17 protein-coding genes are annotated in these 20,447 nt (G+C 72.6%); 6 read left to right on the top strand and 11 right to left on the bottom strand.

Annotated features, from left to right (window positions below):
* Positions 1–67: 67 nt before the first annotated feature.
* Genes AC1UE5_RS13450 through acs form a run of 3 tightly spaced genes read left to right on the top strand, consistent with a single transcriptional unit; the run spans position 68 to position 4,056 of the window.
* A complete protein-coding gene (locus tag AC1UE5_RS13450; RefSeq protein WP_482924171.1) occupies positions 68–457 on the top strand; it encodes a DUF485 domain-containing protein in 390 nt (129 codons plus the stop codon).
* Positions 454–2,049 carry a solute symporter family protein gene (locus tag AC1UE5_RS13445; RefSeq protein ID WP_482924168.1) on the top strand — a complete coding sequence of 532 codons (1,596 nt, stop codon included), beginning with the start codon at positions 454–456 and terminating at the stop codon, positions 2,047–2,049. Before AC1UE5_RS13450 ends, AC1UE5_RS13445 begins: the two co-directional genes overlap by 4 nt.
* A 33-nt stretch (positions 2,050–2,082) precedes the next feature.
* Positions 2,083–4,056 (top strand): acetate--CoA ligase, encoded by a 1,974-nt coding sequence (gene acs, locus AC1UE5_RS13440; RefSeq protein WP_482924165.1) that lies wholly within the window; start codon positions 2,083–2,085, stop codon positions 4,054–4,056.
* Here the strand turns inward: acs and AC1UE5_RS13435 are convergent.
* Positions 4,053–4,757 (bottom strand): HemK2/MTQ2 family protein methyltransferase, encoded by a 705-nt coding sequence (locus tag AC1UE5_RS13435; RefSeq protein WP_482924163.1) that lies wholly within the window; start codon positions 4,755–4,757, stop codon positions 4,053–4,055. The genes acs and AC1UE5_RS13435 overlap by 4 nt on opposite strands.
* Positions 4,758–4,825: 68 nt before the next feature.
* Here AC1UE5_RS13435 and AC1UE5_RS13430 point away from each other — a divergent pair, with 68 nt between their 5' ends.
* The gene (locus tag AC1UE5_RS13430) at positions 4,826–5,878 is read left to right on the top strand and encodes a carboxylate-amine ligase (RefSeq protein WP_482924161.1); all 1,053 of its coding nucleotides are present in this window, start codon (positions 4,826–4,828) and stop codon (positions 5,876–5,878) included.
* Positions 5,879–5,913: 35 nt separating this feature from the next.
* Entirely contained in the window at positions 5,914–6,945 is a 1,032-nt protein-coding gene (locus tag AC1UE5_RS13425) for an iron-containing redox enzyme family protein (protein WP_482924159.1), read from the top strand.
* Here the strand turns inward: AC1UE5_RS13425 and AC1UE5_RS13420 are convergent.
* On the bottom strand, positions 6,942–7,175 hold the full coding sequence (locus AC1UE5_RS13420; RefSeq protein ID WP_482924156.1) for a CDGSH iron-sulfur domain-containing protein: 234 nt from the start codon (positions 7,173–7,175) through the stop codon (positions 6,942–6,944). The two genes, AC1UE5_RS13425 and AC1UE5_RS13420, sit on opposite strands and share 4 nt — an antisense overlap.
* A gap of 10 nt (positions 7,176–7,185) precedes the next feature.
* Positions 7,186–10,176 (bottom strand): hypothetical protein, encoded by a 2,991-nt coding sequence (locus tag AC1UE5_RS13415; RefSeq protein ID WP_482924154.1) that lies wholly within the window; start codon positions 10,174–10,176, stop codon positions 7,186–7,188.
* Between the two features lie 223 nt (positions 10,177–10,399).
* Between AC1UE5_RS13415 and AC1UE5_RS13410 the strand changes: the two genes are divergently transcribed.
* Positions 10,400–13,111, top strand: coding sequence for a hypothetical protein (locus AC1UE5_RS13410; RefSeq protein WP_482924152.1), 2,712 nt, complete (start codon positions 10,400–10,402; stop codon positions 13,109–13,111).
* 76 nt (positions 13,112–13,187) lie between these two features.
* Here AC1UE5_RS13410 and AC1UE5_RS13405 read toward each other — a convergent pair whose 3' ends face one another.
* The 8 genes from AC1UE5_RS13405 to AC1UE5_RS13370 form a co-directional block, all read right to left on the bottom strand.
* Positions 13,188–13,709 carry a hypothetical protein gene (locus AC1UE5_RS13405; RefSeq protein ID WP_482924149.1) on the bottom strand — a complete coding sequence of 174 codons (522 nt, stop codon included), beginning with the start codon at positions 13,707–13,709 and terminating at the stop codon, positions 13,188–13,190.
* 30 nt (positions 13,710–13,739) lie between these two features.
* A complete protein-coding gene (locus AC1UE5_RS13400; protein ID WP_482924147.1) occupies positions 13,740–13,964 on the bottom strand; it encodes a hypothetical protein in 225 nt (74 codons plus the stop codon).
* Between the two features lie 39 nt (positions 13,965–14,003).
* Positions 14,004–14,204, bottom strand: coding sequence for a hypothetical protein (locus AC1UE5_RS13395; protein ID WP_482924145.1), 201 nt, complete (start codon positions 14,202–14,204; stop codon positions 14,004–14,006).
* Positions 14,205–14,381: 177 nt separating this feature from the next.
* On the bottom strand, positions 14,382–15,908 hold the full coding sequence (locus AC1UE5_RS13390; RefSeq protein ID WP_482924143.1) for an NADH-quinone oxidoreductase subunit N: 1,527 nt from the start codon (positions 15,906–15,908) through the stop codon (positions 14,382–14,384).
* Positions 15,905–17,395, bottom strand: coding sequence for a complex I subunit 4 family protein (locus AC1UE5_RS13385; RefSeq protein WP_482924141.1), 1,491 nt, complete (start codon positions 17,393–17,395; stop codon positions 15,905–15,907). The genes AC1UE5_RS13390 and AC1UE5_RS13385 overlap by 4 nt, the downstream gene beginning before the upstream one ends.
* Entirely contained in the window at positions 17,392–19,419 is a 2,028-nt protein-coding gene (nuoL, locus tag AC1UE5_RS13380) for an NADH-quinone oxidoreductase subunit L (RefSeq protein WP_482924139.1), read from the bottom strand. Before nuoL ends, AC1UE5_RS13385 begins: the two co-directional genes overlap by 4 nt.
* Positions 19,420–19,719 carry an NADH-quinone oxidoreductase subunit NuoK gene (nuoK, locus tag AC1UE5_RS13375; RefSeq protein WP_482924136.1) on the bottom strand — a complete coding sequence of 100 codons (300 nt, stop codon included), beginning with the start codon at positions 19,717–19,719 and terminating at the stop codon, positions 19,420–19,422.
* The gene (locus tag AC1UE5_RS13370) at positions 19,716–20,438 is read right to left on the bottom strand and encodes an NADH-quinone oxidoreductase subunit J family protein (RefSeq protein ID WP_482924134.1); all 723 of its coding nucleotides are present in this window, start codon (positions 20,436–20,438) and stop codon (positions 19,716–19,718) included. Before AC1UE5_RS13370 ends, nuoK begins: the two co-directional genes overlap by 4 nt.
* Between the last annotated feature and the right edge of the window lie 9 nt (positions 20,439–20,447).

Genomic DNA, 20,447 nt, shown 5'->3' with positions numbered 1-20,447 from the left:
CACTAGTTGCGTTCGTGACGACCGGAGGAGAGTCATGGCAACCGCTGACAGAGGCACGGGTGCGCCCGTGTCCGCATCCGAGCCCGTTCCGGACTGGGAGGCGATCGAGCGATCGCCCGAGTTCCAGGAGCTCGTCACCGCCAGGCGCCGGTTCGTGGTGCCGGCCACCGCGTTCTACCTGGCGTGGTACCTCGGCTTCATCGCCCTGTGCGGGTACGCGCCCGACTTCATGGGCGAGTCGGTCTACGAGGGGCTGACCGTCGGCTACGTGCTGGCGCTGACGCAGTTCGTCATGGTCGGCGGCCTCGGCTACGCGTACCTGCGCCGCGCGCAGGACGTCTTCGACCCGCTCGCCGACGCCGTGGCGCGCAAGGCCGAGACGATGGCCGGCGAGCCGCGCTTCGCCCGCGAGCCGGAGCCCGCATCCACGACGCGCGCGCCGGAGGTGCGGCCATGACGTTCGTGCTCGCCGACGTCAACGTCGAGGCGCTGGTCATCTTCGCCATCGTCCTCGCCGCGACGCTCGTCATCACCTACTGGGCCTCCAAGCGCGTCCAGACCACCGACGGCTTCTGGGCCGCCGGCCGCTCGATCACCGGCTTCCAGAACGGCCTGGCCATCAGCGGCGACTACCTGTCGGCCGCGTCGTTCCTCGGCATCGCCGGCCTGATCTTCCTCTACGGCTTCGACGGCTTCCTGTACTCCGTCGGCTTCCTCGTCGCGTTCCTGACCGTGATGTTCCTGCTCGCCGAGCGGATGCGGAACGCGGGCAAGTACACGATCGCCGACGTGCTCTCGTTCCGGCTGCGGCAGAAGCCCGCCCGGACCGCCGCGGCGATCGGCACGCTGGCCGTCGTCGCCTTCTACCTCATCGCGCAGATGGTCGGCGCGGGCGTGCTCATCCAGGCGCTCGTCGGCATCGACTTCAGCCTCGCGGTGCTGCTGACCGGCGCGTTCATGCTCATGTACGTGATCTTCGGCGGCATGCTCGCCACCACGTGGGTGCAGATCATCAAGGCCGTGCTGCTGATGATCGGCATCATCGTGATGTCGGCGTTCGTGCTCGAGCGCGTGGGCTTCAACCCGGTGGAGCTGTTCAACCGCGCCGAGGCGAACACCACGGCCGAGTCGACGTTCTCGCTCGCGCCGGGCGCGCTGTACGACAACCCGATCGACACGATGTCGCTGGGCCTCGCGCTCGTGCTCGGCACGGCGGGCCTGCCGCACATCCTCATGCGGTTCTTCACCGTGCCCGACGCGAAGGCGGCGCGCTCGTCGGTCGTCTACGCGATCTTCATCATCGGTGCCTTCTACATCCTCACGACGTTCATCGGGTTCGGTGCGCGCGCCCTGCTCGGCGAGGGCGGTGTGGCGGCGGCCGGCAAGGGCGGCAACCTCGCCGCGCCGGAGCTCGCGCTCTTCCTCGGCGGCGGTGAGGGCACGCTCGGCGGCGACCTGTTCCTGGCGATCATCGCCGCGGTCGCGTTCGCGACGATCCTCGCGGTGGTCGCGGGGCTCGTGCTGTCCGCGTCCGGCGCGGTCGCGCACGACGTGTGGACGAACGTGATCAAGGGCGGCCGCGCGAACGAGCGGCAGGAGATCTGGGCCGGCCGCATCGCGGCGGTCTCGATCGGCGCCATCGCCATCGCGATCGCGATCATCGGCGGGGAGGGCCTGAACGTGTCGTTCATGGTCGGCCTCGCGTTCGCCGTCGCGGCGAGCGCGAACTTCCCGGCGCTGCTGCTGGCGCTCACCTGGCGGCGGTTCAACACGACCGGCGCGGTGGTCGGCGTGCTCACCGGCGTGGTGAGCGCGATCTTCCTCGTCGTCATCAGCCCGGGCGTGTGGCCGGGGCCGGACAGCGAGGGCGGCCTGTTCTCCTGGTACTCGCTCGCGAACCCGGGGATCATCTCGATCCCGCTCGGCTTCATCGGGTGCGTTGCCGGAACGTTGCTCTCCACCGAGCGCGCGACCGAGCGCTCCTTCCACGAGCTGTATGTTCGGTCCGAGACAGGGATCGGCGCCGAGCGCGCCGTGGGGGTCCACTGACGATCGGGTTCGGAAGAGAAGAAGGGGAGCTGCATGGCTGACACGTTGAGCGCGACGCTGGAGGAGCTTCAGCGGGTCGAGCGGTTCGACCCGCCGGAGGGCTTCGCCGCGGGGGCGCTGGTCAAGGACCGCTCGCTGCACGAGGCCGCCGCGAACGATCCGGTGGCGTGGTGGGCGGCGCAGTCGCGCGAGCTGCTGCACTGGTTCGAGGACTTCGCGGACGACGCCGTGCTCGACGACTCCGACGCGCCGCACTACAAGTGGTTCGCCGGCGGCAAGCTCAACGTGTCGTACAACTGCGTCGATCGCCACGTGGAGGCGGGCCGGGGCGACCGGGTCGCCTTCCACTGGCGCGGCGAGGAGGGCGAGGAGCGCGACGTCACGTACGCGGACCTGCACCGCGACGTGCAGCGCTTCGCGAACGCCCTCAAGGACCACGGCATCGGCAAGGGCGACGTCGTCGGGATCTTCCTGCCGATGATCCCGGAGGTCGCCGTGGCGATGCTCGCGTGCGCGCGCATCGGCGCGATCCACAACGTCGTGTTCGGCGGCTTCTCGCCCGGCTCCGTGAAGGAGCGGATGGAGTTCTCCGACGCGAAGGCGCTGATCACCGTCGACGGCGCGCGGCGCAAGGGCAAGACCGCGCCGATCAAGCAGCAGTGCGACGAGATCGGGATGCCGGTCGAGACGACGTTCGTCGTGCGCAACGTCGGCAACGACGCGCCGATGGGCGAGGGCGACGTCTGGTACCACGAGGCGCTCGAGGCGGCCGACCCGGAGTGCCCGGCCGAGCCGCTCGACGCCGAGGACCCGCTGTTCATCCTCTACACGTCGGGCTCGACCGCGAAGCCGAAGGGCATCCTCCACACGACCGGCGGCTACCTGACCGGCGCGACGTGGACGCACAAGTACGTCTTCGACCTGCGCCCGGACGAGGACGTCTACTGGTGCTCGGCCGACGTCGGCTGGATCACCGGCCACTCGTACATCGTCTACGGGCCGCTGTCGAACGGCTGCACGTCGGTGATGTGGGAGGGCGGCCCGGACTACCCGGACAAGGACATCTGGTGGGAGCTGATCGCCCGCTACAAGGTGACGCTCTTCTACACCGCGCCGACCGCGATCCGCTCCTGCATCAAGTGGGGTGAGGAGTACCCGGGGCGGCACGACCTGTCGTCGCTGCGGCTGCTCGGGACGGTCGGTGAGCCGATCAACCCGAAGGCGTGGCTGTGGTACCGCGAGGTCATCGGCGGCGGGACGTGCCCGGTCGTCGACACGTGGTGGCAGACGGAGACCGGCGCGGTGATGATCACGACGCTGCCGGGCGCGGAGTCCGCCAAGCCGGGCGTGGCCGGGCGGCCGCTGCCGGGCATCGCCGCGCGGGTCGTCGACGAGGAGGGCAACCCGGTCGAGCCGGGCCAGCAGGGCCTGCTCGTGATCGACCAGCCGTGGCCCAGCATGCTCCGCTCGCTCTACAAGGAGCCCGAGCGCTTCGTCGAGACGTACTTCTCGCGCCTGGGCCCGACGACGTACGTCGTGGGCGACGCGGCGCGGGTCGACGAGGACGGCTACATCTCGATCGTCGGGCGCATCGACGACGTCATCAACGTGTCCGGCCACCGGATGTCGACGGCGGAGATCGAGAGCGCCATCGTCTCCCACCAGCTCGTCGCCGAGGCCGCGGTGATCGGCCAGGCCGACGAGGACACCGGTCAGTCGGTGGCGGCGTTCGTGACGCTCGAGGGCGACCGCGAGGGCAGCGACGAGCTCGTCGCGGACATCCGCGAGCACGTCGCGCAGAAGATCGGCAAGCTCGCGCGGCCCAAGCGCATCATCTGGGCCGACGACCTGCCCAAGACCCGCTCGGGCAAGATCATGCGCCGCCTGCTGCGCGACATCGCGGAGGGCCGCGAGCTGGGCGACGTCACGACGCTCCGCGACCCGTCGGTGACCGAGCAGCTCGCGGCGAAGGTCGCCGAGCGCGAGAAGTCGGAGGCCGGCGGCTAGCGCGTCGGCGTGGCGAGCTCGCGCGGGACCACGCGCGGGCTCGTCCTGGCCGGCTTGCGGCCACGGACGATCACGACGTCCTCGTGGCGCTGGCCGGGGTTCAGCAGGCCCTCGGACTCGAGCTGGTGCACGCGCGCGGACATCAGCGGGCCGAGCGGGCCGCGGCGGCGCGCGACGACCTCGGCGGACAGGCCGGCCTCGGCGAGGTCGGCCAGCGTCCGGTCCGTCCCGAGGATGGACGAGTGGGTCAGGAGGATGAAGCCGCCGGGGCGCAGGTGGTCGGCGGCGCCGGCGATGATCCGGTCGAGCACGAGGCGCCCGTCGCGGCCGGCGTCCCACGCGCGCTCGGGGCCGGTCGTCGGCAGCTCGTCGGTCTCGGCCGGGACGTACGGCGGGTTGGAGACGATCGCGTCGAAGCGGTGGTCGCCGACCGCTTCGTAGAGGTCGCCGCGGCAGGCGTGGACCTTGACGCCGTTGAGCCGCGCGTTGAGCCTGACCGTCGCCACCGCCCGCCGCGACACGTCGACCGCGGTGACGTCGCGCGCGCCGCGCAGCGCCGCGGTCAGCGCGAGGATGCCGCTGCCGGTGCACAGGTCGAGCACCGACGCGCGCGGCGGCAGCGTCTGCTCGCGCAGGATGTCGGCGAGGAACCGGGAGTCGCTGATGGGCCGGAAGACTCCGGGCAGGGTGACGAGCCGCACGGCCGGGGTATGTCCTCGCGACGCCCGTCCCAAACCACCCGACATCCTCCCTGCCAGCTTTGGAGCCCGTGACCCCCACCGCCGATGACCTGCGGGCGATCTTCGACGCGCCCGGCCCCATGACCGTCGGCGTCGAGGAGGAGCTCATGCTCCTCGACCCGCGCACGCTCGACCTCGTCCCGCGCGCGCGGGAGGTCCTGGCCGCGCTCGACGGCGACGCGCGGTACACGCTCGAGCTGCCCGCCGCGCAGCTGGAGATCGTCCTCCCGCCGGTGGCGACGGCGGGCGAGGCGGTGGCCGGACTGCGGGCCGCGCGGCAGGACCTCGTGCGCGCAGTGAACGGGGACGTCGCCTTCGCCACCGCGGGCGTCCACCCGTTCACGCACCCGCTTGGCGAGCTGAACAGCGGCGCGCGCTACGACCGCATCGCCGAGCAGTACGGCGCGGTGGCGCGGGCGCAGCTCGTGTTCGCGCTCCAGGTCCACGTGCGCGTGAGCGGCGCCGACCGCGCGCTCGCGGTGCACGACGCGCTGCGCGCCGAGCTGCCGCTCGTCGCCGCCCTCGCCGCCAACGCGCCGTTCCACGCGGGCGTCGACACGGGCCTCGCCAGCGTGCGCCCGCAGATCGGCGGCCTCCTCCCCCGCCAGGGCGTCCCGCCGGCGATCGCCTCGTGGGAGGCGCACGCCCGGACGCTGGAGCGGCTGGGCGATCCGATGCAGTGGTGGTGGGAGGTGCGCCCGCACCCGCGCCACGGCACGCTGGAGATCCGCGTCCCGGACGCGCAACCCAGCCTGGAGGGCGCGGGCGCGGTGATCGGCACCGTCCACGCGCTCGTCGCGTGGCTGGCCGAGCGGTACGACGCGGGCGAGCGGCTGCCCGTCGCGCCACGCCACGAGATCGAGGAGCTGCGCTGGCTCGCCGCCCGTCACGGCGCGACCGGCCCGCTGCGCGCGCCCGTCCACGCGCTGCTCGACCGGCTCGAACCGGTGGCCGCGCGGCTCGGCTGCGCCCCCGAGCTGGGGGCCGCCCGCCGCCTCGCCGACACGCCCGCGGCGGCGCGCCTGCGCGCGGCCGGCCCGAAGGGGGCCGTCGCCGCGCTCGTCGAGGACTACCGGCGGTGACTGATCATGAGTCAAGTGGGTAGTGGGTCGCCACCATGCTTCGGCTGCCCGAACCCCGCGGACCGCTCACGGCAGAGCTGTTCGCCGCGCTCGCCCGCCCAGTGCACGAGCTCGCGCCGCTGCCCTTCCCGGAGCGCTACGAAGCCGACCCGCTCACCGACGAGGACCTCCAGCTCGCGCTGTACTGCTGCTACGAGCTGCACTACCGCGGCATCCCGGGGGTCGACGAGGCGTGGGAGTGGGAGCCGTCGCTGCTGTCGGCGCGACGCGACATGGAGGCGCTCTTCCAGGACGGGCTCGAGCGGCTGACCGGCCCGTCGCTGCCGGAGGAGGTCACGCCCACCGAGGTCGACCTCGCGCTGCGCGCGATCGCCGAGGCCGACGACGGCCCGTCCCTCTCCAAGCACCTCGAGCGCGAGGGCACGCACGAGCAGCTGCTGGAGTTCCTCGTGCACCGCTCCGCCTACCAGCTCAAGGAGGCCGACCCGCACGCGTGGGCGATTCCGCGCCTGAGCGGCCCGGCGAAGGCGGCGCTCGTGGAGATCGAAGCCGACGAGTTCGGCGGCGGCCGCGCCGAGCGCGTGCACGCGCACCTGTTCGCCGAGGCGATGGACGCGTTCGGCCTCGACAGCACGTACGGCGCATATCTCGACCACATCCCGGCGCTGACGCTCGCGACCGTGAACCTGATGTCGATGCTCGGCCTGCACCGCGCGCGGCGCGGGGCGATCGTCGGCCACCTCGCGCTGTTCGAGATGACGTCGACGATCCCCAACGCGCGCTACGCGAAGGCGGTGCGGCGGCTCGGCCTCGGCGACGACCCGCGCGCCACCGCGTTCTTCGACGAGCACGTCGAGGCCGACGCCGTCCACGAGGCCGTGGCGTCCGTCGACCTCGCGGGCGGCTTCGTGAAGGCCGAGCCGCACCTGGCCGGCGACCTCTTGTGGGGCGCCCGCACCCTCGCGGCCATCGAGGCCCGCTGGGCGGCGGCGCTGCTGGAGGCGTGGGAGGAGGGCCGCTCCTCCCTCCGCCTCCCGCTCGGCGAGACGGCGCGCGCGACCATCTAGCGGAGCGAGCGCGGCGGCTGCCCGCGCTCGGGCTCCGACGGCGCGCGGAAGCGGACGAGCGTGTGGCTGCCGTCGCAGAACGGGCGGATGCGCGACTTGCCGCAGCGGCAGAGCGCGACGGTCTCGCGGCCGGGGTCGATCTCGTTCCCCTCCTGGTCCTGCAGGCGGAACTTCCCGCGCACGAGCAGCGGCCCGTCGCGGTAGGGCGTGATCACGACCTCGTCGTCCATGCCCGACGCCCTACCCGCGGACGCCGGTCTTCCACGCCTCGTCGTAGCCGTAGAACCGCTGCGTCGTGAGCTTCTCGTTCGTGTCGCGCGCGGTGAGCGCGAAGCGGACGCGCAGGTCGCCGCGGCGGGCCTTCGAGCGGGTCTTCGCGCCGGCGCGCACCGCGCCCTTGGCGAGCGTCACCGTGACCTTCTTCGCGCCGCTGGAGCCGAGCCCCTGGATGCGCAGCGTCTTGGTCTTCTTCGACAGCGACCAGCGGCGCTTGGAGAGCACCTTCCTCCCCACGCGCACCGTGACGCCGCGGCGCGTCGAGCGCACCGCGAGCTGGGACGGGAGCTTGAGCCGGACCGTGCGCAGCCGGCCGCCGCGCGGCGCGCGCTCGACGGCCACCCGCACGACCGGTCGCGTCGTCGCCACGCGCTCGAGCGTGGCGGTCGCGATCGGCGCGGTGCGGCAGGCGGCGAACTCCACCTTCTGGTCGGCCGCGCGCTCGGCGCCGCTGTGCCCGAACATCCGCACCGGGGCGCGCCCGAAGTCGGCGGCGCACGGGTCGTCCTGCGCGATCACCGCGCCGGCCTTCATGTCGACCGTGAAGCGCGTCAGCGGGACGTCGGGCAGGTTGGTGAACCGCGCCTCCAGCCGCCCGTTGCGCAGCGCCAGGCGCCCGTCGATGCGGATCTTCGCCGGCCCGCCGACGCCGCGCAGCACGACGCTCGCCCACGGCAGCGTCAGGCCCGGCGTCTCCTCGGGCTTCTCCGGGAACGTCAGGTAGAGCTTGCCCTCCAGCGGATACGGCAGCAGCGGCGACGTGGCGCGCGCCGTGCCGACCCGCGCGACGTCCGGGCACCGCTCCTCGCCCACCGCCTGCGAGTTGCAGACGTTCTGCAGCAGGTCGATGTTCGGCTGCAGGTTGCCCGGGAAGACGACCACGACGTCGCGCAGCGCGGTGTCCGAGCCGCGCGACCGGACGTCGACCGTCATCGGCGGGCGGTCGCCCTGCCCGGAGGTGGTGGTCGCGTCCGAGCGCATCTCCAGCTGCGGCTGGAACCCGAGCTGGTCGCACTGCGTTGCGGTGAACGCGGACATGCCCTCGCCGAACGTGCCGTCGGTCGCGCCGAGCGTCTCCAGCGCGGGCCGCGGGTCGCAGCCGGTCGGGTTGATCATGAAGCCCGGCCGGTTGATGTTCAGCGTCACCTTGCGGATGTTGAGCCGGATGCCCTCGAACGCCTCGGCGAGCTGGGCGTCCACGTGGACGCGGCCGTCGCGGACGCCGAGCGAGATCGGCGCGAGCAGCGTGTAGGTGCCGAGGTCGATCGGGCCGACCTTGGCGCGGATCGCGAACGCCAGCCGCGCGAGGACACCGTCGCCCGCGGGCGTTGCGAGGAAGAGCTCGCCGTTGAGCCGCACCGTCCGCGGCCCGGAGCCGATGTCCACCCCGACGGTGCCGATCTTCGATGCGTCGTCGCAGCGGGCGCGGTTCGCGTCGCCGGCCGAGCACGGCGGCACCTGGTTGATGCGGGCGAGCAGGCCGGGCGGCAGCACGGTGGAGAGCGTCTTGATCGGCTTGTGGCGCGCCTGGCGGACGATCTCGATCCGCGTCGAGGTGTCCGCGCCGGCCTTCGAGGTCGACGGCGCGATCGCGATCTGCGGCTGGTTGGGCTGGTCGCATCCGCCCGCGCCGTCCTGCGAGACGCCGAACGCCGCGCTCGCGCGTCGCCAGCTCCCGCCGCTCCACGGCGTGATCGCGACGCTGCCCTGGTACTCGCCGCACGTCGGCGGCGTCGCCAGCACCGACTTGTCACCGCCGCGGAACGTGAGCGAGAAGCGCGTGACCGGGAACTGCGGCAGGTCGCGGAAGATCGTGGTCAGCTGGCCGGTGTCGGGGTCGGGCCGCACCGCGGCGACGATCTTCACGCGCAGGTTGCCGTCCTGCGCGACGATCAGCAGCTGGTAGCGCTCCTTCGGCGAGGTGCCAAAGTAGACGTCGCCCTTCAGCGGCGGGATCACGCCCGTCTCGAACACGACGTCGCCGATGTCCGACGACGGGTCGCACTTCGTCGGGAGGTCGTTGGTCGGCATGAACTGCTCGGGCGTGCACAGCTCCAGCCCGTCTGCGACCGGCGGGTTGAGGCCGACCCCGCGCGGGAGCACGACGTTGACGTCCTTCATGTGGCCCTGGACGCGGCCGCCGGTGTCGGCGGGCAGCCGCACGCCGATGGTGAACGGCGTGTTCGTGTCGGTGCGCGTGTCGTGCGCGACGAGCTCCATCGCCGGGTCCGACGGGACGCCGGCGCAGTCGGTGGCGGTGAACGAGGCGGTCGCGCGCGGCTTGGCGCCGCCGTACGACTCGGCGCTGAAGACGGTCTGGGCGGGCGTGCAGCGCGTCGGGTTCGCCATGAACGAGCCGCCGTTCGCAGCCGTGCCGTTGAGCGTGAGCGCGATCGCCTTCACGTCGATCGGGATGCCGCTGAGCGTGCGCGGCATGTTCACGATCGTCGAGGTGAGGCCGTAGTCGCCCGACCCGTCGCGGACGGAGATCGGCGACTCGAGCACGATCTTGCCGAGCAGCCCGATCAGCGGCCGCACGACGATGCCGAGCTTGGCCGGGTCGCCCGGGTTCGGGTCGACGTTGTAGACCGTGCCCTCGGCGGGGATCGTGAGCCCGAGCGCGCCGGCCTGGACGGTGATGCTGCCGACCTGCGCGGCGGGAGGGCACGCATCGGCGCCGAGTTGCGCCTGCGTGCAGCGCGGGGTCACCGCCGGGTTGCCGATGACGCCGGCCGGCAGGTCGATCTGCAGGTTCTTGACGTCGTCAGACGGGTCGGAGAACGCGAGCGAGATCTGGAAGTCGCTGTGCGCGCCGGCCGCCGGGTTCGTCGGCGCAGCCCCCGCCGACGCGATGCCGAGCGCGGCGTGCGCGGACTGCGGGACGGCAGCCGCGATGGCAAGTGCGAGCGCCGCGACGACCGCCGTCGCGGCTGCACGAAGGACCCCTACCTCCATGACAAACGTCACCGTACCAGTTGGGTGCACGATGCCGTACAGTTGCGCCCCGTCTCACGGATGTAGGGGGAAAGACGTGCTACGAGGGTTGAGGAGGGCCGCGGCGGTCGCGGCTCTGACAGTGGGGTGTCTCGCGGGTGGTGCATCGCCGGCCGTGGCGGACTTCGGGCTCGAGTCCTTGAGGGTCGAGCCGTCGAGTACCCAGGCGGGAGCCCACCCGAACGTGACCGTGTCGGCCGAGCTGCGGGATTCGGCCGCCGACCTGAAGGACGTGGTGGTCGAGCTGCCGCCCGGGCTGATCGGCAACCCGAACGCGCCCGCGGCGACGTGCACGCAGCAGCAGTTCGCCGACTACAAGTGCCCGGCCGCGAGCAAGGTCGGGACGGCGTCGTCGAACGCGACGGCGATCGTGCTGCTCCCGCTCAACGTGACCGCGAGCGGCGACGTGTTCCTGATCGCGCCGCGCGGGGACGAGCCGGCGCGGCTCGGGCTCGCGCTCGAGGCGATCGGGCTGATCAAGATGCCGCTGGAGGCCCCGATCACCGTCGACCCGGCCGACGCGTCGCTCGTCACGACGATCCGCGACATCCCGCAGACCGCCGGCGGCCTCAGCATCACCGTCAACTCGCTGTCGCTGACGCTCAACGGCGCCGCGCCGAACGGCAAGCCGTTCATGACGCTCCCGACCGCGTGCAGCCCGGCGACGACGACGATGACCGTCACCGCGCACGACGGCTCGACCGGCAGCGCGACGTCCACGTTCGCCCCGACCGGCTGCGGCGCGGTGCCGTTCGACCCGGGCGCGGGCGTCGAGATGGCGTCGACCGCCGCGCGCACGCCGACCGGCGCGACGGTGAAGCTCACCGTCCCCGGCGCTGACGGGGCGGTGCGCCAGTCGTACGTGCGCGGGGCGAAGGTCGTGCTGCCCGAGGGCGTCGCGCTCAACGCGCCGCTCGGCCAGGGCCTGGAGACCTGCGCCGACGCGGTCGCGCCCGCCTGTCCGGCGGCGTCCGACATCGGCGACGCGTCGGTCGACACGCCGCTCGTCGGCGCGCTGTCGGGCGACGTGTTCCTCGGCGAGCCGCGGGCGGACGACCCGTACCGGCTCGTCGTCGTGCTCCAGCGGCCCGGCGTCCGGCTCGTGCTGCGCGGCTCGGTGGCGCTCGACCCGGCGACCGGTCGCATCACGACGACGTTCGCCGACCTGCCGATGGTGCCGTTCACGACCTTCGCGCTGACGTTCCGCGGCGGGGACCGCGCGGTGCTCCGGCAGACCGACCGGTGCGGCACGCAGGAGGTCGCGGCGGAGCTGACGCCGTGGAGCGGCGGGGCGGCGAAGACCGCGACCGCGAGCTACGAGACGACCGACTGCGCGGACACGCTGACCCCGGCGCTCGGGGTGAGCGCGTCGACCACGCAGGCCGGCGCCTCCCCCGCGCTGACGATCGCGATCGAGCGGCCCGACCGCCAGCCCGCCCTGCGGGACCTGGCGCTGACGATGCCGACCGGCCTGCTCGGCAAGCTCGCGTCCGTCCGGCCGGGCGACCGGCTGGGCAGCGTCGAGGTGACCGCGGGCGCCGGCGGCGCCCCGCTGACCCTCGGCGGCGACATCACGTTCGGCGCCGCCGAGGCGCCGGGCGAGCTCGGCGCGCTCGTCGTCCGGGTGCCGGCGAAGGTCGGCCCGTTCGACCTCGGCACGGTCACGCTGCGCTCGTCGCTGCGGCTGGGCGACGACGCGCGCCTGCGCGTCACCGCGAGCGGGCTGCCCGAGGTCGTCGGCGGCATCCCGCTGGAGATCCGCCGGATGGTCCTGCGGCTCGACCGCGAGGGCTTCCTGCTCAACCCGAGCGCCTGCGGCGCCGCGGCGGTCGCGGCCCAGATCAACGGTGTCGCGGCGGGCGCGTCGTTCCCGGTCACCGGCTGCGAGCAGCTCGCCTTCGGGCCACGGCTGGCGGCGCAGGTGAGCGGCGGCCGTGCGGCCGTGCGCAAGGGCGGGCGGCCGACGCTGACGACGACGATCACGCAGCCTGAGGGCGAGGGCGCGATGAAGACCGCCGCGGTGACGCTGCCGAGCACGTTCGCGGCGAACCTCGGCGCGCTCGGCGTCGTGTGCGACGCGCCCGACCCGGCGGCGTGCCCGCAGTCCGCGGTCGTCGGCTCCGCCGAGGCGCGGACGCCGCTGCTCGCCGAGCCGCTCGCGGGCCCGGTCGTGCTGGTCAAGGGCCAGGAGGGCCAGACGCTGCCCGGCCTGGCCGTGCTGCTGCGCGGGGCGATCCCGCTCCGGCTCGACGCGACCATCACGCTCGACCCCAAGCAGCGCATCATCGCCACGTTCGGGGGCCTGCCCGACGTGCCGGTGACGCGGTTCGCGCTGACGCTCAACGGCGGTCCCAGCGGGATGACGACTGCGGCGGCCGACATGTGCGGCGTCGCGGGCAACTTCGCCGGCCGCTTCACGAGCTGGGCCGGCGGGAGCGCGGAGAGCGGCGCGCGCGCCGCCGTCGAGGGCTGCGGCACGGCGCCGAAGGTGAAGGTGTCGCTCGGCCGCGTCGGGACGAAGGGCCCGCAGCTCGTCGTGAAGGTGACCAGGGCGGCCGGCGGCGCGGCACTGCGCGGCGTGGACGTGACGCTCCCGTCGTCGCTGCGAGGCCGCGCGAAGCCGCTCGTCCGGATCGACGGCAAGCGCCGCGCGTCCCGCACCGGCGCGCGGTTCACCACGACGATGGTCAAGGCGACGCGCAAGGCGTCCAAGTCGATCGAGCTGCGGCTCCCCGCCGGCGCGCTCGCGCCGACCAAGGCGCTGCGGACCGCACTCGCCAAGGGCAGGACGCCCAACATCGAGCTGACGGTCGACGTCCGCACCGCCGACCGGGACACCTGGACCACGAAGCACGCCGGCAAGCTCCGGCGCGCGGCCGCGGCGAAGCGGCGGTAGACACGGCGCGGGCCGCCCGGTGGGGCGGCCCGCGGCACGTCGTGCGTGCGACCGCGCGCGGCGCGGCCGCGCCCCGTCAGCTCTTGGCCGCGTCCTCCGCTGCGTCGGCGTCCTTGGGCGCCTCCGCCGGATCGTCCGGGGTCTCCTGCGCCGGAGCGCTGGTCGAGGCGGGCGTGTCAGCGGCGGCCGGCGCCTCGTCCTCGTCCGTGTTCTCCAGCGCGTCAGCGGCGGCCGGCGTCGGCGGGGCTGGCGCGCTGTCGGCCTCGGGCGCCGGCGCGGCGGCCGCGGTCGTCGCCGGCGTGGGCGCGGCGGCGACCGGCGGCGCGGGCTCGACCGGACTCGCCGCGGAGCCCGTCGGCGTGGACGCCGGCGCCTGGTACGGCGCAGGCTCCGGAGCGCTGCCGCCCTTCAGCTTGCGCACCACGAAGAACGCGGCGCCGCCGCCGGCGACGAGCACCGGCAGCTTGCGCGCGAGCTTGTAGCGCTTGAAGAGCTTGCGGGCCACACGCTGGGCGACGAGCCCCTTCAGGACCAGCCGAGCGGAGTCCAGCACCTGCATCGGCACCGGCTTCGGCTTGCGTCGTCGGATCAGCTTCATGGGGGAATCCGTACCCGCCGGGTCGGACGCTCAGCCTCCCGCGGCGTCCGGGTTCCCCGTCGCGCCGCTGGGCGGCGAGTCGCGGTCGCCCCCGTCCGCGCCGCCGTCGCTCCTCCGCGCGTCCTTCCCCTCGGGGCTGTCCTGCGCCGGCCCGCCGACGCCCGGGTTCTCCTCGGGGTAGCCGCCCTGGCCGACCCCTGCCTCCCGCGGGTCCTCGTCGAAGTCCTCGCGGCGGCCTTCTCTGCTCTCGGTCATCGCCCCACGGCCTACCCGGGCGGCCGCCTGACGACGCCGTCAGGCGTGCCGGCCCCGCCCGCCCGGCAGCACCGTCCGCGCGGCGCGGACGAGCACCGTGGTCAGCGGGACGGACAGCACGAGCACGATGAGGAGCTCGAGCGGGCCGAGCGAGCCGAAGAGCGCGGCGAACAGCGCCCCCACGATCGCGACCGCGACGACGAACAGGACGATGGCCAGCAGGCGGGTGGTTCGGGTCATGGGCGTTCTCCTCGGAGTCCGTGCGCGGCAGCACCAGCTTCGTACCCACCATGATGACGCCCAGATCTCCGATCACGGACGTGCGTCGGCGCGACGGCCCGACGCCGAGAACGACCGCGACCCGCACGAAGGCGGGCCGCGGCCGGGGTCGTCGAAGAGAGACTGCGGTGTGTACTTCTACAGCAACGACGTGATGCTCGCACCCGCATCGGACACGAGATCGAACAGCGGGCCCGGGTAGACGCCCGCGGCGAGCGTCGCGACGGCGGCGACGACGGCCACGAGGACGACCTCCCAGTGGACGGGCTTCTCGTCGAGCTCGGGCGAGCCGCCGGCGAGGATCGGCTGGCCGCCGGCCGGGCCGGAGACCGCGGCGGCGGGCTCACCGGTCGCGGCTGGCCGCATCCACATCGCGGCGATCACGCGCAGGTAGTAGACGAGCGAGACGGCGGAGCCGAGCACGATCACGATGCCGAGCCACGTGTAGCCGCCCTCGACGAGCGACTCGATGATCGTGAACTTGCCGATGAAGCCGCCCGTGGCCGGGATGCCGGCGAGGGCGAGCATCGCGATCGTCAGCGGCCACGCGAGCTGCGGGCGCGTCCAGCCGATGCCGGAGAACCCGTCGAGGTGGTCGCCCAGGCCGGTCGACCGCTCCCGCGCGACGATCACCGCGAAGGCCGCGACGTTCATCAGCAGGTAGACGCCGAGGTAGAAGCAGGTCGCCTCCAGGCCCGCGCGCGTCGCGACGACGACGCCCGCCAGCAGGTACCCGGCCTGCGCGACCGACGACCACGCGAGGAGCCGCTTGAGCGACGACTGCCCGATCGCGCCGACGTTGCCCACGACGATCGTGATCGTCGCGAGCGCCGCGACGACCGGGCCCCAGGTCGGCTGCACGCCGGCCAGCGCGACGTCGAACAGGCGCAGGATGACGCCGAACGCGGCGGCCTTGGTGGCGACGGCCATGAACGCGGTCACCGCGGTCGGGGCGCCCTGGTAGACGTCGGGCGTCCACTGGTGGAACGGGGCGACCGACGCCTTGAACGCCAGGCCGACGAGCGTCAGCGCGACGCCCGCGAGCAGCAGCGAGTCGGTGGCGTCGCCGGCCTCGATCGCGGCCGCCATGCCGGAGAAGTCCGTCGAGCCGGTCGCGCCGTAGAGCAGCGCGAGGCCGTACACCAGCGTGGCCGAGCCGACCGAGCCGATGATGAGGTACTTCAGACCGGACTCCAGCGAGCGCTCGCGCCGCATCTCCGCCGCGCACAGCACGTACAGCGGGATCGACAGCAGCTCGAAGCCGATGAAGAGCGTGACGGTGTTCTGCGCGCCGACCAGGACGGCCATGCCGCCGACCGACGCCAGCAGGAGCGCGTAGAACTCGCCGTGCGACGTCTCGCGCGGGGCCTCCGCGCGCCACGACAGCAGCACCGCGACGATGCCCGCGATCGCGAACAGCACGTTGAGGTACATCGCGAACGTGTCGACCCGCATCGCACCCTCGACGAGGTCGATGCCGGTGTCCCACTGCCAGATCGACAGGCCGAGGAACGTGCCGAGCGTCGCGAGCGCCCCCAGCGGGACCAGCGTCTCGCGCACGAACCGCGCGCGGAGCAGGCCGCCCAGCAGCACGATCGTCATGCCGCCGAAGATCGCGAGGAGCGGGGAGAGCCCCGCCCAGTCGATCACCGGGCCCTTGGTCATCGCTGGGCCACCTCCTCCTGGCCGGCGGCCTGCGCGGCGGCGCCGATCGTGCCGTTGATGTCGCGCTCGCCCTTCTCGAGCGGGAGCTGCGGGTACAGGGCCAGCGCGATGATCGCCGCGACGAGCGGGACCAGCACGAGGCCGTCGGCGAACCGGATGTCGCGCGACTCGACGTTCGGCCCGACGCGGTTGTGCATCGAGCGGATGAACATGCGCAGCATGTAGACGCTCGCCATCACCACGCCGGCGAACGCGACGATCGCGATGACCATGTTGTCGCGGAAGACGCCGAGCAGGATCAGGAACTCGCCGATGAAGTTCGACGAGCCCGGCATCGCCAGCGTCGCCAGCGCGACGATCAGGAACATCGCGGCGAAGACCGGCGCGCGGAACGCGACGCCGCCCATGTCGCGGATGTCCGACGAGCCGGCGCGGGCCGCCAGCAGCGCGACGATGAAGAACGCCGGCAGCACGACGAGGCCGTGGTTGACCGACTGCAGGATCGCGCCCTGGGCCCCGTCCTCCTCCAGCGCGAACACGCCGAGGACGATGAAGCCGAGCTGCGCGACCGACGAGTAGCCGAGGATCAGCCGCGACTCGGTGGTCGTGAAGGCCATCACCGAGCCGTAGAGGATCGACGCCAGGCCGATGAGCAGGATCAGCTCCTGGAACTCGGCGGCGCCCTCCGGGAAGAGCGGCAGCGCGATCTTCAGGAAGCCGTAGGCGGCGACCTTCGACAGCACGCCCGAGAAGACCGCGAGCACCGGCAGCGGCATCGCGCGGTAGCCGTCGGGCATCCAGCCGTGCAGCGGGAACGCGGGCATCTTCACGAGGAAGGCCGCGGCGAAGCAGAGGAAGATCCACTTCTGCGAGTCCTCGGAGAGCCCGGCGTCCAGCAGGTCGGAGAGCACGAACGTCGTGCCGCCGTCCGCCATCGTGCCGGTCGCGATCGCCGCCGCGAGCATGAGCAGCGAGCCGACGAGCGTGTAGATGAAGAGCTTGGTGACCGCCGCGATGCGGTTCTCGCCGCCGAAGATGCCGGTCAGGAAGAAGAACGGCACCAGCATCAGGTCGAAGAACACGACGAACATCGCGAGGTCCTGCGCGAGCAGCGCGCCGAGCACCGCGGTGTGGCCGAGCGACAGCCAGAAGAAGTACGAGCGCGCACGCTCGCCCGCGATCGAGTCGTCGAGCGCCGACCACAGCGTCACCGCCGTGAACCCGACCGACGTCAGCAGGACGAGGAACAGGTTCAGCCCGTCGACGCCGAGCTTGTAGTGGATGCCGAGCTGCTCGATCCACTGCTCGTCGGTGACGAACTGGAGCCCCGCGCCCTTGTCGAAGTCGACCACGAGCGCGATCGCGAAGACGAGCGCCAGCGCCGACCCGAGCAGGGCGACCCAGCCCGAGAGGCGCCGCGGCGCGAACGCCGCGAGCAGCGCGAAGAGGGCCGGCAGCCAGAGGAGGTAGGACAGGTGCAGGGTCATGAAGCCTCGAGCAGGAACCAGAGGAGCGCGCCGGCGATGCCGACGAGCATGAGCGCGGCGTAGGCGCGCAGGAAGCCGGTCTGGCGGCCGCGCACGGCGGCGCTGCCGGCCTTGACGAGCCCGACGGGGCCGCCGATGAACACGCCGTTGACGACGAAGCGCTCGAACGTCGACTGCGCGAACCGGCCGAACCACTGGGCGGGACGGACGATGAGGAAGTCGATGATCTCGTCGCCGTACCACTTGTTCACGAAGAACGTGTGGAGCGGCTTGAAGCGCTCCTGCAGACGCGCGCTATCAGGCCCGCCCTCCCTCACCCACACCACGTACGCGGTGAAGATGCCCGCGACGGCGAGGAAGGCGCCGAGCGCCATGCCGCCCCAGGTGAGCGTGTCGGACGGGTGGACCTCGTGGAAGAGGTGCGACTCCTCGAACGTCGGCTCGAGGAAGTGGTGGACGACCTCGGTCACGTGCGGGATCTGCAGGAAGCCCATGCCGATCGCGCCCAGCGCCAGGACGCCCATCGCGATCTTCATGCCCGGCGCCTTCTCGGCGATGTGGTGCTCCGGGCCGGGGAAGCCGACGTCGGTGTCCTCCTCCTCGCCCGTCACCGGGTTGCGCGGGACGTCGAGGTGGTGCATGTGGCCCTCGGCCAGCTCGCGCGCCTCCTGCACCGGCTCGCCCCAGAAGGCCCGGAAGATCATCCGGAACGTGTAGACGGCGGTGAGGAACGCGGCGACGTAGCCGACGACCGCGAGGATGACGTGCCAGTCCTCGCGCGCGGCCGTGTAGGCGAGGATCTCGTCCTTGGAGAAGAAACCGGAGAACGGCGGCACGCCGGCGAGCGCCAGGCCGCCGACGACCATGCACCCGTAGGTGAACGGCATCGGCTTGCGGAAGCCGCCCATCTTGTCCAGGTTCTGGACCGAGGCCATCGCGGAGATCACCGAGCCGGCCGCCATGAAGAGGAGCGCCTTGAAGAAGGCGTGCGTCATGAGGTGGAACAGGCCCGCGACGTACGCGCCCGAGCTCACCGCCATGACCATGTAGCCGATCTGCGACATCGTCGAGTACGCGATGACGCGCTTGAGGTCGGTGACCGTGATCGCGATCGTGGCGGCGATGATGAGCGTCGCGCAGCCGATGATCGCGCCGACGTCCGCGGCGGCCGGGGCCTCCTCGAACAGCGGCCACATGCGCGCGATGAGGTAGACGCCCGCGGTGACCATCGTGGCCGCGTGGATCAGGGCCGAGACCGGGGTCGGGCCCTCCATCGCGTCCGCGAGCCACGTGTGCAGCGGCACCTGCGCGGACTTCGCGAACGCGCCGATCAGCAGCAGGATGCAGCCGGCGGTCAGGTCGCCCTGCGAGATGTCGCCGACGTGCTCGAACGTCGTCAGGTAGTCGAGCGAGCCCGACCCCTTGAAGATGAAGAACGCGCCGAGCGTCAGGCCGACGTCGCCGAAGACGTTGATGACGAACGCCTTGATGCCGGCCTTGGTCGCGGTCTCGCGGCGGTACCAGAAGGAGATCAGCAGGTACGACGCCGCGCCGACGAACGCCCACCCGATGATGAGCATCACGAAGTTCCCGCCCATCACGAGCGTGAGCATCGAGAAGACGAAGAAGTTGAGGTAGGCGAAGAAGCGCGAGTAGCCGCGGTCGCCGCTCATGTACGCCGTGGCGTAGATGTGGATCATCGTCGACACGCCGGTGACGACGAGCATCATCCAGACGGCGAGCGGATCGATCAGCAGCCCGAGCTTGGCGTCGAGCGTCTGCCCGTCGCCCACCGCGACGTTCGCGAGGTCCCACGCGATGGCGCGGACGTGCCGCTCCTCCGCGGGGAGGTCCTGCAGGGCGAAGAGCGTCGCGATCGCCGCCGCGAACGACCCCGCGAGGAAGAGCGTCCCGATGTAGCCGGGGGTCTTCCCCTTGAAGATCTTGAAGCCCAGCGCGTTGACCAGCGTGCCGGCGAGCGGCAGCAGCAGGGTCAGCCAGGCGAAGGTCTTGACGGAGTCCATCTAGCCGTGCAGCTCCCGAAGCTCGTCCACGTCGACGGGCAGGCGCCGCCGGTACATCGCGACGATCAGGCCGAGGCCGACCGTCACCTCACAGGCCGCGACCACCATCACGATGATCGCGAAGATCTGGCCGTCGCCGTTGCCGTGCATGCGGCTGAACGCGATGAGCGCCAGGTTGGCGGCGTTCAGCATCAGCTCGAGGCAGAGCAGGACGACCAGCGGGTTGCGGCGCACGAGGACGCCGCCCGCGCCGAGCGCGAAGAGGATGGCCGAGAGGACCAGGTACCAGGTGATGCTCACCAGCCGCGCTCCTCGTCGTCGCCGGGCTTGGCCGAGGACGGCCGCGCGCCCACGCCCACCTGCGCGCGCTCGCGCGCCTCGGGGCTGTCGTCGGCGCGCGCCGCGAGCACCTCGGGCAGGCCGGTCGCGCTCTCGCGCATGGTGCCGGTGCCCTCGGGGCGGACGACCTCGACGACGGAGTACGTGGGCACGTCGAACTCGCGCTCGCCCACACCGCGCCGGCGACGGGCCAGCACGACCGCGCCGACCGCCGCGAGCAGCAGCAGGATCGACGCCAGCTCGAAGGCCAGCAGGAACTTGGTGAGCAGCAGCTCGCCGATCATGTCCGGCGTGCCGAAGCCCGGCACGTAGGGGGCGCCGTCGCCGTCCAGCGCGCTCAGGCCGGAGCCGATGATCGCGATGCACAGCTCGATCAGGACGACCCCGACGAAGAGGTACGAGATCGGCCGCAGCGTCGGGCCCAGCGGCGCGAGCTTGGGCTCCTCGCCGCCGATGTAGGCGACGACGAACACGTACAGCACCATGACCGCGCCCGCGTACACGACGACCTGGGCCGCCGCGAGCATCTCCGCGCGCAGGAGCAGGAAGAGCCCGGCGAGCGAGAGCAGGTGCGCGACCAGGGACAGGACGCTGTAGAACGGGTTGTCGGTCGAGAACACGACGCCGATCGCCCCGAAGAGGGCGCCCGCGGCCGCGATGAAGAAGAAGACCTCAGCCATCGTTGACCC

The sequence above is a fragment of the Parviterribacter multiflagellatus genome (assembly GCF_056863265.1).
The sequence above is the reverse complement of the archived record's forward strand: the minus strand, read 5'-3'. Positions and strand labels throughout refer to the sequence as shown.